This window comes from Streptomyces sp. NPDC048295, from assembly GCF_040652135.1.
In the GTDB taxonomy this organism is placed as follows: Bacteria; Actinomycetota; Actinomycetes; order Streptomycetales; family Streptomycetaceae; genus Streptomyces.
The window spans coordinates 73,484-87,846 of sequence record NZ_JBEZLL010000006.1 but is presented as its reverse complement, the minus strand read 5'-3'; the positions used below and the strand labels follow the sequence as shown (position 1 = coordinate 87,846).

The window sequence follows — 14,363 nt, the reverse complement described above, 5'->3', positions numbered from 1 at the left end:
CCGGGGCGCTCGGGTCCGGCGGCGGAGGACCGCCGTCCGCTCACCCCGGAAGCGTGAACAGCAGTTCGTCGGTCTCCGCGCCTCGGGCGTGCGCGTACCCGCGGTCCGTGCCGGTGACGGTGAATCCGCACTTCTCCAGGACCCGGCGCGAGCCGGTGTTGTCGGCCGCGGCCCGTGCGTGCAGCGGGCGTTCGGGCACGGCGTCGAGCAGCGCCGACAGCGCGGCCGTCGCGAGCCCCCGGCCCCACCGCGCCCGGTCGATCCAGTAGGTGACCTCGCGTTCGCCCGGGGGCCCGTACACCCCGGCGTTGCCGACCACCGTGCCGTCCGCGACCACCGTGCGCATCACCACGGAGCCGTCGGCCAGGATGCGCCGCCAGTGGGCGTCGAAGGCATGCCGGTCGGTGGGGTCCTCGCTGGTGAAGGCGGCCGCCCTGACCGCTTCCGGGTCGGACATGAAAGCGAAGAACAGCGGCAGGTCACCGTCCTGGACCTCGCGCAGTGAGATCCGCACGGTTCAGAGCCTCCGGGTGGCGAGCGTCAGCCGGTCCCGGGCGTCGAACAGCGCGTCCTTCACCATCTGTTCGTGCGCGGGCGTGAGCCGGGCGACCGGCACCGAGCAACTGATGGCGTCGCGGGCGGGGGTGCGGTACGGGACGGCGACGCCGAAGCAGCGCAGTCCGAGGGTGTTCTCCTCGCGGTCCACCGCGTACCCCTGTTCGCGGATGAGGTGCAGCTCCTCGATGAGCTTCTCGCGGTCGGTGATGGTGTGCTCGGTCAGCGCGGGCAGCGTCTCGGGGAGCAGCTTGCGGACCTGCTCGTCGCTGTGGGTGGCCAGCAGCGCCTTGCCGAGCGAGGTGGAGTGGGCGGGCAGCCGGCGGCCGACGCGGGTGAAGGGGCGCAGATAGTGCTGGGACTGCCGGGTGGCGAGGTACACCACGTTCGTCCCGTCGAGACGCGCCAGGTGGATGGTCTCCGTCGTGTCGTCGGAGAGCCGGTCCAGGGTCGGCCGGGCGGCCGCGACGACCTCGTCGCCGTCGATGTACGAGGTGCCGACCAACAGGGCCCGTACGCCGATCCCGTACCGTGTGCCCGTCGCGTCGGTCTCCACCCAGCCCAGCTCCACCAGGGTGCGCAGCAGCATGTAGAGGCTGGACTTGGGATAGCCGACGGCCTCCTGCACCGCGGCCAGCGAGTGCATGCCGGGCCGCCCCGCGAAGTATTCGAGCAGCTCCACCGTCCGTACGGCGGACTTGACCTGTGCCCCACCGGATTCGGCAACCGACATCGCCCTACGCCCCTTCCAGCCCACTTGCGAAACCCTGAGACTTCTTGAACCGGCGACTTCTTGCCAACACGGAACGCCCGGAAATAGAGTCGCTTTATATTCACGATCAGGAACTATGTTCAGAATACCGAACAACTTCTGATGTGTGGCAGTGGAGCGGAAGGAATCGCGGTGGCAGCAGCACCAGTCTGGAGCGTCGACCCCCGTACCGGGAACCCGCGCGAGCAGGTTGCGGTGGAGGCTACAGCGGAGGAGGTCGATCGCGCGGTCCGGGCCGCCCACGCGGTACGCGAATCGCTCGCCGACCGCACCGTGCGCGCCGCCTTCCTGCGCACCGCGGCCGATCTGCTCACCGAGGCCGGGGAGCACGTCATCGAGGCCGCCGACGCCGAGACGGCACTCGGGCCGGCCCGCCTGACCGGTGAACTCGCCCGCACCGCAGCCCAGTTGAGGGCCTTCGCGGAGGTCGTCGACGAGGGCGCCTTCCTCGACATCCACATCGACCACGCGGACGCCACCCGGACCCCGCCCTGGCCCGACCTGCGCCGCTACAAGATTCCGCTCGGCGTCGTCGCCGTCTACGCGGCCAGCAACTTCCCGCTCGCCTTCTCCGTCCCCGGCGGCGACACCGCGAGCGCGCTGGCGGCCGGCTGCCCCGTCGTCGTCAAGGCACACCCCGACCACCCCGCCACCTCCGAGCTGTGCGCCTCCGTGCTGCGCAGGGCGGCGGCCCGGGTCGGCCTGCCCGAGGACGTGCTGATCCTGGTGCACGGCTTCGACGCGGGCATCGAGCTGATCGGGCACCCGCTCGTCGCCGCCGCCGGGTTCACCGGCTCGGTCCGCGGCGGACGCGCCCTGTTCGACGCCGCGGCGGCCCGCCCCCGGCCCATCCCCTTCCACGGCGAACTGGGCTCCCTCAACCCCGTCGTCGTCACCGAGGCGGCCGCCGCCGAGCGCGCCGAGGAGATCGGCACGGGGCTCGCGGGCTCGATGACCATGGGCGCCGGCCAGTTCTGCACCAAGCCCGGCTTCGTCCTGGCCCCGGCGGGCGAGACCGGCGACCGGCTGCTGAAGTCCCTCACCGACGCGGTCAGCGACACCGAGGCCGCGGTCCTGCTCGACCACCGGATGCGCGCGGCCTTCGTCGAGGGGGTACGGACCCGGGCCGGACTCCCGGACGTGGAGGCGCCGGTCACCCCCGGCGCGGGCGGCGACCACACCGTCGCGCCCGGCTTCCTCACCGTCCCGGCACAGCTCCTCGCCGCCGAGGGCCCGCACGACGAACTCCTGGAGGAGTGCTTCGGCCCCGTCACCGTCGTCGCCCGCTACACCTCCGAGGCGGAGATCACCACGGTGCTCTCCCGGCTGCCCGGCAACCTCACCGCCACCCTCCACACCGCCACGGACGGCGCCGACGCCGACGCCCCCGGACTCCTCGCGGCCCTCACCCCGCTGGCCGGCCGGGTCCTCGTCAACGGCTGGCCGACCGGCGTCGCCGTCGCCCCCGCCCAGCACCACGGCGGCCCCTACCCGGCCACCACCTCCACCTCCACCTCGGTCGGGGCCACGGCGATCGAACGCTGGCTGCGCCCGGTCACCTACCAGACGACCCCCGAGGCCCTGCTCCCGCCGGAGCTCCGCGAGGACAACCCCCTGAACCTTCCCCGCCGAGTGGACGGACGCCGGGCATGACCCCACGACTCCCCGAACTCCCCTTCGAACTCGCCGAGTTCGGCCCCGGCGGTGACTGGACGTACGAGAACGGCACCCTGACCGGCCGCGCCGGCGCCCGCCAGGACCGCTTCGTACCGCCCGGCGGCGAATCCCTCGACTCCGCCAGCGACGCCCCCCGCCTCCTCGGCCCCGCGCCCCGGGGCGACTTCCAGCTGCTCGCCCGGGTGAAGGCCCGCTTCGCGGCGGCCTTCGACGCCGGGGTCCTCTACCTCCACGTCGGGGAACGGGAGTGGGCCAAGATCTGTTTGGAGCTCTCCCCGGACCGCCCCACCGTCTGCACGGTCGTCACCCGCGGCCACTCCGACGACGTCAACTCCTTCGTGGTGGACGGCGACACCGTCTGGCTGCGCCTCAGCCGCACGGGCAACGCCTTCGCCTTCCACGCCTCACCCGACGGCGAGAAGTGGACCTTCGTCCGCGTCTTCGCCCTCGGCACCCCGGACGACGCGGCCGGGGCGTCGATCGGCTTCCTGGTCCAGTCACCGACGGGCGAGGGCTGCGAGGCGTCCTTCGACCGGATCGCGTTCCGCGCGACGGGGGTGGGGGACCTGCGGGACGGGAGCTGATCCGTCCGCCCGCCCGGATCCCCGACGCGCGGCGGCAGCGCGGTCAGCGGCCGTCCGCCGCGCCGTCGGCCCGGGTCGTCGTCAGCGGCACGCCGTGCCGTGCCGTGAAGGCGCGGACGGCGTCGGGCAGAGGCAGCGAGTCGCCGACGGGGAGGAGCCCCCGCACCTGGATCAGCGTGACCCCGTTCCGCCGGCTGCGGACCCACGCCGGATGCTGGAAGCCCTGTGGCAGGAACTGTGCCGCGTCGAGCCGCACCGACAGGGAGCTCTCCTTGGCGCCGACCGTCAGGTCCACGGATCTGATGGCATCCCAGCGGAGCACCACCAGACAGGTCGGCGGCCCCGCACGCCGCACCTCCAAAGGTCCGGCCGTGCCACCTGCGCACCGTGCCGTCGTCGTGGCGCCGCCCGCGCCCCTGGCCGCCTGTCGAAGCGGACCGACCGCACCGGTCCGGGGGAGGCCTTCGGGGCCGGCCGCGCGGTCCACGACATCGAGGCGCTGCTCGCCGGCCCCGTACCGGCCGAGGGGTCGACGGTGGACGAGGGCGAGCCGGGCACCGGGGAGTGGGGCGCGACCGAGCGCGAGGGCTTCCGGATCGTTCCGCTCCGGGAGAGCGACGGCCTCGTGGGTGTCTACGAACGCGAGTGGGAGGAGGCCGAGGAGGCCGCATCGGCCCGTCTCACCTCTCTCGTGGGCGAGTTGGACCGACGGTGGGGAGCCCACCGGACCGCGGGCATGCGGGTGCCGGTCTTCCGCGACCTCGCGGGTGAGCCCCTGCCGCCGCTGTACCGGCGCTGTGCGACCAGGGCTGTCCCGGGGACCTGGCGGTGTGGGGGCCGGTGGGCCGCCGTCTCCCTCGACCAGTGCGACGGCGACGCGCCGGTGATCCTGGTGGCCGTGGTCGCCGACCGGCCGGCCGTCGTGCTCGACGACGGGGAGTGAGAGGGAATGAGGCGGTCCGCTCCGGTGTTGTCCACGGGGGCGGAGGGTGGCTCCGCACCATCTGAGCCGTACGCCGTCCGAGCCGTACGTACGAGGACACGGAGAGAAGAAGAGACATGCGCGTCGAGATCTGGAGCGACATAGCCTGCCCCTGGTGCTACATCGGGAAGGCCCGCTTCGAGAAGGGCCTGGCCGGGTTCGCCCACCGCGACCAGGTCGAGGTCGTGCACCGGTCCTTCGAGCTCGACCCCGGGCACGCCAAGGGGGAGACCGCGCAGGTCATCGACATGCTGGCACGGAAGTACGGGCGCACCCGCGAAGAGGCGCAGGCCATGGAGGCGAACGTCGCGGCCAACGCGCAGGCCGAAGGGCTCGGCTATCTCACCGAGGGCCGTGACCACGGCAACACCTTCGACATCCACCGGCTCCTCCACCTGGCCAAGGCCCGCGGCCGCCAGGACGAGCTGCTGAACCTCGCCTACCGGGCGAACTTCGCCGAGGAGCGGTCCGTCTACGACGCGGACGTGCTGGTCGAGCTGGCCGTCGAGGCCGGGCTCGACGCCGACGAGGTGCGCACCGTGCTCGCCGACCCGGAGGCGTACGCGGCCGAGGTGCGGGCCGACGAGCGCGAGGCGTCCGAGCTGGGCGCCAACGGGGTGCCGTTCTTCGTGCTCGACCGGCGCTACGGCATCTCCGGCGGCCAGCCCGCCGAGGTCTTCGCCCAGGCGCTGGAGCAGGCGTGGAAGGACCGTCCGCTCACCGTGATCGGCGGGGACGCGGCGGCGTGCGACGCCGACGGCGCCTGCGAGGTTCCGCAGGCCTGAGGCGAGGCCTTCCGGGCCGTTCCCGGCGGCACGGACAAGCAGTGCTTGGGTGTACCCCTCAACTTTTCTTGATTGACCAGAGGTTGAGGGGGCCCCAGGCTGGGCGTATGGAGACTACTTCGCTCAGCAGTGCGGTGGACGCCGAGTTCGCGCCGAGGACGACCTATCTCAACACCTCCACCTGCGGGCTGCTGCCCCGGCGGACCGTGGCGGCCGTGCGGGGGCTCGCCGAGGCGCTCGCCGAGGGCGTCACGGACGGCTCCGGCGATTCCGCGATGGTGGAAGCGGCCCGTAGCGGCTTCGCCCGCCTCGCAGGGGTCGACACCGACCGGGTCGCCGTCGGCAGCTCGGTCTCCGTCCATGTCGGGCTGATCGCCGCCTCGCTGCCGCCGGGGGCCGAAATCGTGGCGCCCGAGGGCGAGTTCAGCTCCGTCGTCGGACCCTTCGCGGCCCGCGGCGACCTCAGGATGCGCTACGTCCCGCTGGACCGGCTGGCCGACGCGGTGGGACCGGGCACCGCACTCGTCGCCTTCTCCTCCGTGCAGTCGGCCAACGGCCGGATCGCCGGCCTGAAGGCGGTGCGCGCGGCGGCCGCCGCGCACGGTGCCCGGACGCTCCTGGACGCCACCCAGTCGGCCGGCTGGCTGCCGCTGGACGCCGGGGAGTACGACTACACCGTCACCGGCGGATTCAAGTTCCTGCTCTGCCCGCGGGGCGCGTCGTTCCTCACCGTCACCGAGGAGGCGCAGCAGAACCTGCCGCCGGTCTTCGTCGGCATGTCCGCCGCCGTCGACCCCTGGAGCAGCACCTACGGACCGGTCGAGCGGCTCTCGCCGACCGCGCGCCGCTACGACGAACCGCCCGCCTTCCTCTCGTACCACGGCGCCGAGCGCTCCCTCGCGCTGCTGGGCGAGGTCGGTGTGGAGACCATCCACGACCATGCCACCGGGCTCGCGGCCCGCATGCGGGCGGGGCTGGCCGGGCTGGGGCACGAGGCGGTGCCGGGGGAGTCGGCGATCGTGGCCGTGCCCGGCCTCGGCGCGCGGGAGCCGGAACTCGCACGGGTCGGGGTGGTGGTCTCGAACCGGGCGGGGAGCCTGCGTGCCGCCTTCCACCTGTACAACACGGAGGCCGACGTGGACCGGGTCCTGGACGTGCTCTCCGGCTGACGCCGCACGCCGGGATCAGGGGAGACCGGGGCAGTCCCCGGCCTCCCGGCAGAGGTTCTCCTCGACCTTGGCGAGCAGCCGGGTCAGCTCCGCGCGTTCGGCGGGTCCTAGACCGGTGAGGGTGTGCTCCTCCAGGTCCGTCCAGGCCCGCTGGACGTCGGAGTGCAGCGCACAGCTGGCGTCGGTGGCCTCGACCAGGACGGCCCGGCGGTCGTCCGGGTCGGGACGGCGGCGCACGTGCCCGGTCTGTTCGAGGCGCTGGAGCATCTTCGTGACGGTGGAGGGGTCGAGGTCGACGGCCTTGATCAGCTCGGACTGACGCACCGCACCGGAGTCCCAGAGACACATCATCAGGAACTCCTGGCCGGGGTAGAGCCCGAGCCCCTTGAGCAGCTTGCCCGCGGCGGTCCGGTGCAGCCGGGCGACCCTGGACAGGGCATGGCTGACGGGGCCGCCCAGAGCCGCGCTGGGCAGGGCGGTACAGGCGGGGTCGGCGGGTTCGGCCTTCACGGGGGACTCCTCGGGGCGACGCTCCGGCCGGCTCCGGTGCCGGGTCCGGCGGCTTTCTCCGAACTTTACATTGGTCGGCCAATTAATGGGCTACAGTGGCCCGGCAAAGATAGTTGGCCGACCATATAAATTTTCCGGGAGTCTCCATGACCACCGCGTTCGACCCGATCGACCTGGCCGGAACCCGGCTCGCCAACCGCATCGCGATGGCCCCGATGACCCGCAGCCGGGCCGGTGAGGGCGGCACCGCCACGGATCTCGTCGTCGAGTACTACACCCAGCGCGCCTCGGCCGGCCTCATCATCACGGAGGGCGTCCAGCCCTCGCCGGTGGGCCAGGGCTACCCCTCCACCCCTGGGCTGCACAGCGCCGAGCAGGTCGCGTCCTGGCGCAAGGTCACCGACGCGGTGCACGCGGCGGGCGGCCGGATCTTCGCCCAGCTCATGCACTCCGGCCGGATCGGCCACCCCGACGTGCTCCCGGACGGCCTGACCCCGGTCGGCGCCTCCCCGGTCCGGCCCGCCGGCCGGCTCTTCACCGGCATCGGCATGAAGGACTTCACCACGCCGCGCGAACTGACCGGCGACGAGGTCCGGCAGACCATAGCCGACTTCGCCACGGCCGCCCGCAACGCGGTCGACGCCGGTTTCGACGGGGTCGAACTGCACGGCGCCAACGGCTACCTCATCCACCAGTTCCTCGCCCCCAACACCAACCTCCGCGACGACGAGTGGGGCGGCTCGGACGAGGCCCGCATCCGGTTCGCCGTCGAGGTGGTCAAGGCGGTCGCCGCCGAGATCGGCGCGGAGCGGACCGGGCTGCGCATCTCGCCGGGGAACCCGTACAACGACATCGACGAGCCCGCGCCGGAGGCCGTCTACGCCGCGCTGGTCCGGGAGATCGAGCCGCTCGGCCTCGCCTATCTGCACCTCCTGGAGGCGGTGGAGATCCGCGAGCTGACCCTCGCGCTGCGCAAGCAGTTCTCCGGCACCTTCGTCCTCAGCGCGCTGACGGACGGGCCGACCGGACCGGACGACCACTCGCTCGTCGACGACGGGATCGCCGACCTCATCGCCTACGGTGCCCTGTTCATCGCCAACCCGGACCTGCCGGCCCGGCTGAAGGCCGGCGGCCCGTTCAACACCCCGGACCCGTCGACCTTCTTCGGCGGGGACGCGAAGGGGTACGTCGACTACCCGGCGCTCGACGCTTCCTGAGGGCCGGTCCCGGAGAGGGCCGGCACGTCCTCCTGAAGGCTCGTGATGCCGGACGGCCGCCGGAGTCCTCGCCCGGACGAGTCCCGGCCGGCCGGCCCCCGCCCCGCGCTACTTCCGGCCGGACTCCTCCAGCGGAGCGCTGTGCCACTTCCACGAGGTGACGCACGGGTGGCCGGGCAACTCGGCGCGGCCGGTGGCCCAGCGCAGCACGGCCCAGCGGTCTGCGTCCCCGGGGGCGTCCGGGAACAGCCGGGCCAGCACCCGGTCGCAGAGGCCGGCGGGCGGCGCCCAGTCGACGCCCAGGCTCGCGGCGACGTCGTGCAGGTGCACCAGGGTCTCCACGATCCCCATCGCGGCGAAGCCCTCCGGGTCGGACACCCCGTAGGAGTGGTACGAGCGCAGCTCGGGCGGGGCGGTCCGCACCATCGCGACGAGCAGCGCCCCGTTCGCCTCCAGCGTCCGCAGCAGCCCGGCGGGGCCGGCCGACGGGTCCGCGAAGACCGCGTTGTGCGGACCGCCCTCGCGGTCGGGGCCCCAGCGGTACGGGAGGTACTCGTCCAGCCCCGGGCGCCGCGGGCCCAGCTGGGCCGCGTAGGAGAACAGGTCGTCGCTCAGATGCTCCACGGTCTCCCAGCAGCTCCACTCCAGCGACCCCGCCGGAATGTTCCAGTCCGTCACCGGGGACTCTTGGAGCGCGGCGAGGGCGAGGTCCACCGCGGTCGTCACGTCGTCCGCCGTGACCGGCAGCCGGGCCCCGGTCAGGGCCGCCCGTTCCGCGGCACCGCACTCGACGCAGAACTCGTTGCCCTCGGGATCGGCGAGCAGCGCCCAGCCGCGCCCATCGGGCCGCCGGTGGTCGGCGACGAGGGTGGCGCCGAGGCCGAGCAGCCGTTCGACCTCCTCGTCCCTGGTCCGGTCCTGCGGCTGGATGTCCAGATGGACGCGGTTCTTGGTGCTCTTGGGCTCCGGCACCTGGATGAACAGCAGTGCGGCACCGGGGGACTCGACGAGCGCCTCGGGATCACCGGGGGCGTCGTCGTCCGAGAGACGTGCGCCGAGCACCCCGGCCCAGAAGCCCGCCAGTTTGTGGGCGTCGGCGCAGTCGATCGTGATGTGACGTACGAGTGAGGTCATGGGCTCTACTGTGTCCGCCGCTGTCCGCCGGAGTACAGCGCTTTACGGCTGGGGGGCCGGGTCGGCGGGCAGGCCGTCCGGATCGGGCGCGGGTGCGGGGGCCGGGGTGGCCGTGCGCGGGCGTGGCACCCGTCGTGACGGCCCGGCACCGCCGCGCCCGGACGGACGCCTCCACCGGCGGTGGTTGGGCAGGAACACGGCGAGGATCCCGGCGGCGGTCAGCGCGATCAGGCTGCTGACCACACCGATCCGCGGTCCCAGCGAGACATCGGGCAGCAGGAACACCGCGACATCGAGGCTGAAGGACGCCGCCGCGACCATGGCGAGCGAGGAGGCGACACGGTTGAGCCGCGTGTCGAGCGCCTCGGTCCGTTGCGAAGCGGCGGCCAGCAGGGAACTGCCGACGTAGCCGAGGAGTTTGTCGGTCCGCTCCTGCGTGTTGTCCAGGCCGATGGATTCACGGGCGGCCAGATAGGTGGACCTGGGGCCCTGGGTCGACTCTATGCGGTAGCCGTCGAGGTGGTGGTAGTCGGCCCAGACGCCGTCGAGGAAGCGCCGGAAGGCGTGGACGTCGGTGGTGGGGTGCTCGGCCTTGGCGAGGTCGGCCAGAATCCGGCGGCCGCCCAGCAGGGCGCCGACCAGCAGGGACTGCTGGGCCGTCGCGATGTCGGTGGGCTCCAGCATCGTCCGCAGCTCGGGCAGCGAGGTCTCCGGGTCCTCGTCCCAGGCGTAGGTGTACGGCAGCAGTATTCGGCAGTGCGGTCCCGGGGTGAGCTGCGGCAGCCGGGGATCGGTGGCCCAGGGCGGTTCCCGGGTGACGAAATGGCAGTTGTACCGGGCGGACTGACGGTCCACCGGCGCCGCCTCGCCGTTGCCCGCGAGGTCCGGCCGCAGAGCGAGCCCCTGCAGCAGACCGCAGGCCGCCGCGGCTGTCAGCACCGCGGCGAGGAGGGGGGCGTCCGCCTCGCGGAGCACGTTGTTCACCCGGGCGTCCAGCGCGTCCAGCTCGGCGAGGGGGAGCAGGCGCAAGTCCGCGTCGTGCCTGAGCGCGTACGTCACCAGGATGCTGCCCGCGCTGAGGATCCGGGCGTGGCAGCCGACGATCTCCGCACCGGGAAGCGTGATCACCCTGGTGACGATCTCCTTCAGGTCCAGCTCGATCGTGTGGTCCGGGTTGTACACGAGCGTCCCGAGCTCACCGGCGGTCGGGCGTAACTCGCCGTGTCCCGGCACCTGGAAGGACTCCAGGCTCAGGGCCGGGGAATTGTGGTGCACCGGGTACGCCCTGCTCTGCAGGTGCAGCACCTCGCTCAACGCGTCACCCCGGGCTGCTCCGGAAGACCCTGCCCGGGAACGTTCCAGGAAACGGCCACGTACTCGGGGATCAGGTCGGACTCGGGCACGTCCACCCGGCCGAGGTAGCGCTGCTGCAGATCCTCCGGACCGCAGTCCTCGATCTCCTTGCCCAGCAGCGACGTCAGGCCGTGATGGGTCAGATAGGAGGCTTCCTCCGGGACCGAACGGCTGCGGAACCACTGCCGCTGGTCGGCGAGGACCTTGCTGCCCGCGGCCGCGGCGGGCCAGTAGCTGACGGCGGTGACCGCACAGGTACCGAACTCGGCCCCGAGGGTGACGACCGCGCGGGCCGCCTCCGACGGCAGATAGAAGACCAGACCCTCGGCCACGTACGCCACCGGGCGCCCGGCGGCCAACTCGCGTACCAGGGAGACGAGTTCCTTGCGCGCGTCCGGGCTGCCCAGGTCCGCGGCGTGATGGTGGACATCGCGCTCCGGCAGGACCCCGGACGCCACCAGCTGCGCCGTCCGGGTCCGCTTGGCCGCGGCCATGTCCGGCAGGTCCACTTCGAGCGCCGTCCGGAACGGCAGGAGCCACGGGTACGAGGAGAAACCGGCCCCGCACACGACGAGCACCGTGTCCGGGTCCGCGCGCAGCGAGCGGGCCAGGGTGTCCGCGATGTACCTGCCGCGCAGCGAGACGACCAGATCGTCGTGGGGGTAGACGGTGCCGGCGAACTCGTCCCACAGCTCACGCACCGCGGGCCGGTCGCCGTCCGGGATCCACGCCGCCGCCAGGGGGTCCTCGGCGAGCTCGGGCATCCTGGCGCGCGACTCGTTGACGAGATAGGCGGTCAGTTCTACTCCACGGTGCATGGGCGAGTCTCCCGCTGGTGCTTGGTGTGCCGGCGCCTGATCCCTTGGTTCGGCCTCCGGTCCCGGGACCACCGACCGTCGTGATCAGTCCCACATAGTACGCATCGGCTCTCGGCACCCGCCAGGGGCCGAGAGGCCAACGCGCCCTCGGGAGCTGGCACTTCGCGGGATCAGGCCCCTCGCACACCCGGGGAGCGGTGCGGGTCTACTCGCTCGGCCAGGCCTCCGAGACGGCCTTGCGGGCGGCATCGAGATCGACCTGCCGGCCCGCGTCGGCCAGCGCCGCCCCCAGCGCCGCGAGCGAGGACTGCACCGCGCCCCGCGTCGCGTCCACACCGTAGTGATTGACCCGGATCATCTCCTTGGACAGCGCGCCGCCGCCCGCGATCAGCGGCAGCGACGGGTCGGCCGCCAGTGCCCCCGCGACCAGCCCGGCGGCGTCGACGCCCTCGGGGGTGCGCAGCGTCGTCGCGACCGGCGCCGCCTCCACGGCCGCGTGCACATACGGCGAGAGCCCGCCGCCGAGCGCAACCGCACCCGCGCGCGTCGCCGCGGCCGCAGCGGCGTGACGGGCCATCAGCGCGTCCAGGCCCTCGGCCTCGATCCGCTCCACACAGGCCTCCAGCGCCAGCATCTCCAGCTGGGCGGGGGCGTGCAGCAGGGCCTTGCGGCCACCGTCGATCCAGCGCTCCTTCCAGTCCAGCAGCGAGAGGTACGAGCGGCGCGGGGCCTCGGGGTTGGCGGCGATCCGCTCCCAGGCGCGCTCGCTCACCGACACCGCCGACACCCCGGCCGGGCCGCCCATCGCCTTCTGCGCACCGATCACACAGAGGTCGACGCCCCACACGTCCGGCAGCAGCGGTTCGGCACCCACCGAGGCGACGGCGTCCAGCATGAACAGCGCCCCGTGCGCACGGACCACCTCACCGATCCCGGCGACCGGATTGGTGTTGCCGGTCGCCGCCTCCGCGTGGACCAGGGAGACGAAGTCGATCTCCGGGTGCTCGGCCAGCGCCCGCGCGACCTGGTCGGCGGTGACCGCCGTGTGGAAGGGGACCGCGAGATCGATCACCTGGGCACCGCAGTCCCGCAGCCAGTTCCCGAAGGTCTGCCCGTACGGCCCGGTGACGACGTTCAGCGCGGTCGAGCCGGGCCGGGCACCGCCCCGGATGCAGCCTTCGAGGGGGAGCAGCGCCTCGCCCTGCATGATGACGACGTCCTGCTCGGTGGCGAGGAGGCCGGCCACCCGCTTCTCGATGGCCGCGAAGTGCGCGGCGGTGAGCGGGGCGAGGTCGAGGAAGGGGTGCGTCACGGTGGTGCTCTCTTCGGGTCGGGGCGGGTCGGTGCGCTGTGGCGCGTACGGACAGTGCTTCCGTCGAAGCGTACCCAGGGCCCCGCGCGCCGCCTCGTACAGTGCTGCCCATGAGTGATCACGAGGCATCGCAGGTGCTGCATGTGAAGGGGCGGGTGCTCGTCGGTCCCGAGGACGTCAGGGACGAGCTCTGGGTGGTCGACGGGCGGATCTCGTACGGGCGGCCGGCCCGTACGGACGGGGCGGTGACCGTCACCGGCTGGGTGCTGCCGGGCCTGGTGGACGCCCACTGCCACGTCGGGCTCGACCACCACGGCGCCGTCGACGCGGCGACCAGCGAGAAGCAGGCCCTCGCCGACCGGGAGGCGGGCGCGCTGCTGCTGCGGGACGCGGGTTCGCCGGCCGACACCCGGTGGATCGACGACCGCGAGGACCTGCCGAAGATCATCAGGGCCGGCCGGCACATCGCCAGGCCCCGCAGGTACACCCGGAACTACGCCCACGAGATCGAGCCCGACGAGCTGGTCGCCTACGTCGCGCAGGAGGCGCGCCGCGGCGACGGCTGGGTGAAGCTGGTCGGCGACTGGATCGACCGGGAGGTGGGCGATCTCACCGCCCTCTGGCCCCGTGAGGCGGTCGGGGCGGCCATCGCCGAGGCGCACCGGCTCGGCGCCCGGGTCACCGCGCACTGTTTCGCCGAGGACTCGCTGCGCGATCTCGTCGAGGCCGGGATCGACTGCATCGAGCACGCCACCGGGCTCACCGAGGACACCATTCCGCTCTTCGCCGAACGCGGTGTGGCGATCGTCCCCACACTGATCAACATCGCCACGTTCCCCTCGCTCGCGGCGGGCGGCGAGGCCAAGTTCCCCCGCTGGTCGGCCCATATGCGGCGGCTGCACGAACGGCGATACGACACGGTGCGCGCCGCGTACGACGCCGGGATCCCGGTCTTCGTCGGCACCGACGCGGGCGGCGTGCTCGCCCACGGGCTGGTGGCGGACGAGGTCGCCGAGCTGGTGAAGGCGGGCATCCCGGCCCTGGACGCGCTGTCCGCGACGACCTGGGGCGCCCGGCAGTGGCTGGGACGGCCGGTGCTGGAGGAGGGCGCCCCGGCGGACCTGGTGGTGTACGACGAGGACCCGCGGGCGGACGTACGGGTGCTGGCGGCGCCGCGGCGGGTGGTGCTGAACGGGCGGGTGATCGGCTGAGTCCGGCGGTGCCGTGACCGGGGTGCGCCGTGTTGACGGGCAGTTACCGAACCCTCTGCCAGGTCGTTGAACCATCTTCGTGCGCACCCCGGCGCAGTGGGCTCCGGCACCGTCCGCGCTCGGCGGATCGGGTGACCCGGAGGAACGAACGTACCGAGATAATCGAATACAGGCGCGGAAACCCCCCTTTGGGGTGAACTCACGTCAGGTGTCCGCGAGTTCACCCTCCGTGCGTAAAGCTTTCGGGGTCGAGGCCACCGGAGCTCTCGATGTCCCCCATGGAC

At 72.9% G+C, this 14,363-nt stretch carries 15 protein-coding genes; 7 read left to right on the top strand and 8 right to left on the bottom strand.

Going from position 1 to position 14,363, the window contains the following annotated elements:
* Positions 1-40: 40 nt before the first annotated feature.
* Positions 41-514, bottom strand: coding sequence for a GNAT family N-acetyltransferase (locus tag AB0D53_RS10875; protein WP_362443255.1), 474 nt, complete (start codon positions 512-514; stop codon positions 41-43).
* Positions 515-517: 3 nt separating this feature from the next.
* Positions 518-1,288 carry an IclR family transcriptional regulator gene (locus AB0D53_RS10870; RefSeq protein WP_072483027.1) on the bottom strand — a complete coding sequence of 257 codons (771 nt, stop codon included), beginning with the start codon at positions 1,286-1,288 and terminating at the stop codon, positions 518-520.
* A gap of 171 nt (positions 1,289-1,459) precedes the next feature.
* Here AB0D53_RS10870 and AB0D53_RS10865 point away from each other — a divergent pair, with 171 nt between their 5' ends.
* Both AB0D53_RS10865 and AB0D53_RS10860 read left to right on the top strand, forming a co-directional pair.
* On the top strand, positions 1,460-2,980 hold the full coding sequence (locus AB0D53_RS10865; protein ID WP_362443251.1) for an aldehyde dehydrogenase (NADP(+)): 1,521 nt from the start codon (positions 1,460-1,462) through the stop codon (positions 2,978-2,980).
* Positions 2,977-3,588: a DUF1349 domain-containing protein gene (locus tag AB0D53_RS10860; RefSeq protein ID WP_362443248.1), complete on the top strand. Its 612-nt coding sequence runs from the start codon at positions 2,977-2,979 to the stop codon at positions 3,586-3,588. Before AB0D53_RS10865 ends, AB0D53_RS10860 begins: the two co-directional genes overlap by 4 nt.
* A 43-nt stretch (positions 3,589-3,631) precedes the next feature.
* Here AB0D53_RS10860 and AB0D53_RS10855 read toward each other — a convergent pair whose 3' ends face one another.
* Positions 3,632-3,883, bottom strand: a complete 252-nt coding sequence (locus tag AB0D53_RS10855) for a hypothetical protein (protein ID WP_362443245.1) — start codon at positions 3,881-3,883, stop codon at positions 3,632-3,634.
* Positions 3,884-4,123: 240 nt separating this feature from the next.
* On the opposite strand from AB0D53_RS10855, the gene AB0D53_RS10850 reads away from it, so the two are divergent.
* The 3 genes from AB0D53_RS10850 to AB0D53_RS10840 all read left to right on the top strand — a co-directional run bounded on the left by AB0D53_RS10850 (position 4,124) and on the right by AB0D53_RS10840 (position 6,524).
* Entirely contained in the window at positions 4,124-4,531 is a 408-nt protein-coding gene (locus AB0D53_RS10850; RefSeq protein ID WP_362443242.1) for a hypothetical protein, read from the top strand.
* A 116-nt stretch (positions 4,532-4,647) separates the two neighbouring features.
* Positions 4,648-5,355: a DsbA family oxidoreductase gene (locus AB0D53_RS10845; protein ID WP_362443239.1), complete on the top strand. Its 708-nt coding sequence runs from the start codon at positions 4,648-4,650 to the stop codon at positions 5,353-5,355.
* 107 nt (positions 5,356-5,462) lie between these two features.
* On the top strand, positions 5,463-6,524 hold the full coding sequence (locus tag AB0D53_RS10840) for an aminotransferase class V-fold PLP-dependent enzyme (protein WP_362443236.1): 1,062 nt from the start codon (positions 5,463-5,465) through the stop codon (positions 6,522-6,524).
* Positions 6,525-6,539: 15 nt separating this feature from the next.
* On the opposite strand, the gene AB0D53_RS10835 is transcribed toward AB0D53_RS10840, so the two are convergent.
* Complete coding sequence (locus tag AB0D53_RS10835; RefSeq protein WP_362443233.1) at positions 6,540-7,034, bottom strand: MarR family winged helix-turn-helix transcriptional regulator; 495 nt, start codon at positions 7,032-7,034, stop codon at positions 6,540-6,542.
* A 146-nt stretch (positions 7,035-7,180) separates the two neighbouring features.
* Here AB0D53_RS10835 and AB0D53_RS10830 point away from each other — a divergent pair, with 146 nt between their 5' ends.
* Positions 7,181-8,251, top strand: a complete 1,071-nt coding sequence (locus tag AB0D53_RS10830; protein ID WP_362443230.1) for an alkene reductase — start codon at positions 7,181-7,183, stop codon at positions 8,249-8,251.
* A 108-nt stretch (positions 8,252-8,359) separates the two neighbouring features.
* Here the strand turns inward: AB0D53_RS10830 and AB0D53_RS10825 are convergent, their stop codons facing one another.
* The 4 genes from AB0D53_RS10825 to AB0D53_RS10810 all read right to left on the bottom strand — a co-directional run bounded on the left by AB0D53_RS10825 (position 8,360) and on the right by AB0D53_RS10810 (position 12,868).
* Complete coding sequence (locus AB0D53_RS10825) at positions 8,360-9,385, bottom strand: VOC family protein (protein ID WP_362443227.1); 1,026 nt, start codon at positions 9,383-9,385, stop codon at positions 8,360-8,362.
* Positions 9,386-9,427: 42 nt separating this feature from the next.
* Complete coding sequence (locus AB0D53_RS10820) at positions 9,428-10,699, bottom strand: hypothetical protein (protein ID WP_362443224.1); 1,272 nt, start codon at positions 10,697-10,699, stop codon at positions 9,428-9,430.
* The gene (locus AB0D53_RS10815) at positions 10,696-11,556 is read right to left on the bottom strand and encodes a class I SAM-dependent methyltransferase (protein WP_362443221.1); all 861 of its coding nucleotides are present in this window, start codon (positions 11,554-11,556) and stop codon (positions 10,696-10,698) included. Before AB0D53_RS10815 ends, AB0D53_RS10820 begins: the two co-directional genes overlap by 4 nt.
* Positions 11,557-11,761: 205 nt before the next feature.
* Positions 11,762-12,868 carry an aminotransferase class V-fold PLP-dependent enzyme gene (locus AB0D53_RS10810; RefSeq protein WP_362443218.1) on the bottom strand — a complete coding sequence of 369 codons (1,107 nt, stop codon included), beginning with the start codon at positions 12,866-12,868 and terminating at the stop codon, positions 11,762-11,764.
* Between the two features lie 110 nt (positions 12,869-12,978).
* Here AB0D53_RS10810 and AB0D53_RS10805 point away from each other — a divergent pair, with 110 nt between their 5' ends.
* Positions 12,979-14,079: an amidohydrolase family protein gene (locus AB0D53_RS10805; protein ID WP_362443215.1), complete on the top strand. Its 1,101-nt coding sequence runs from the start codon at positions 12,979-12,981 to the stop codon at positions 14,077-14,079.
* Positions 14,080-14,363 lie beyond the last annotated feature (284 nt).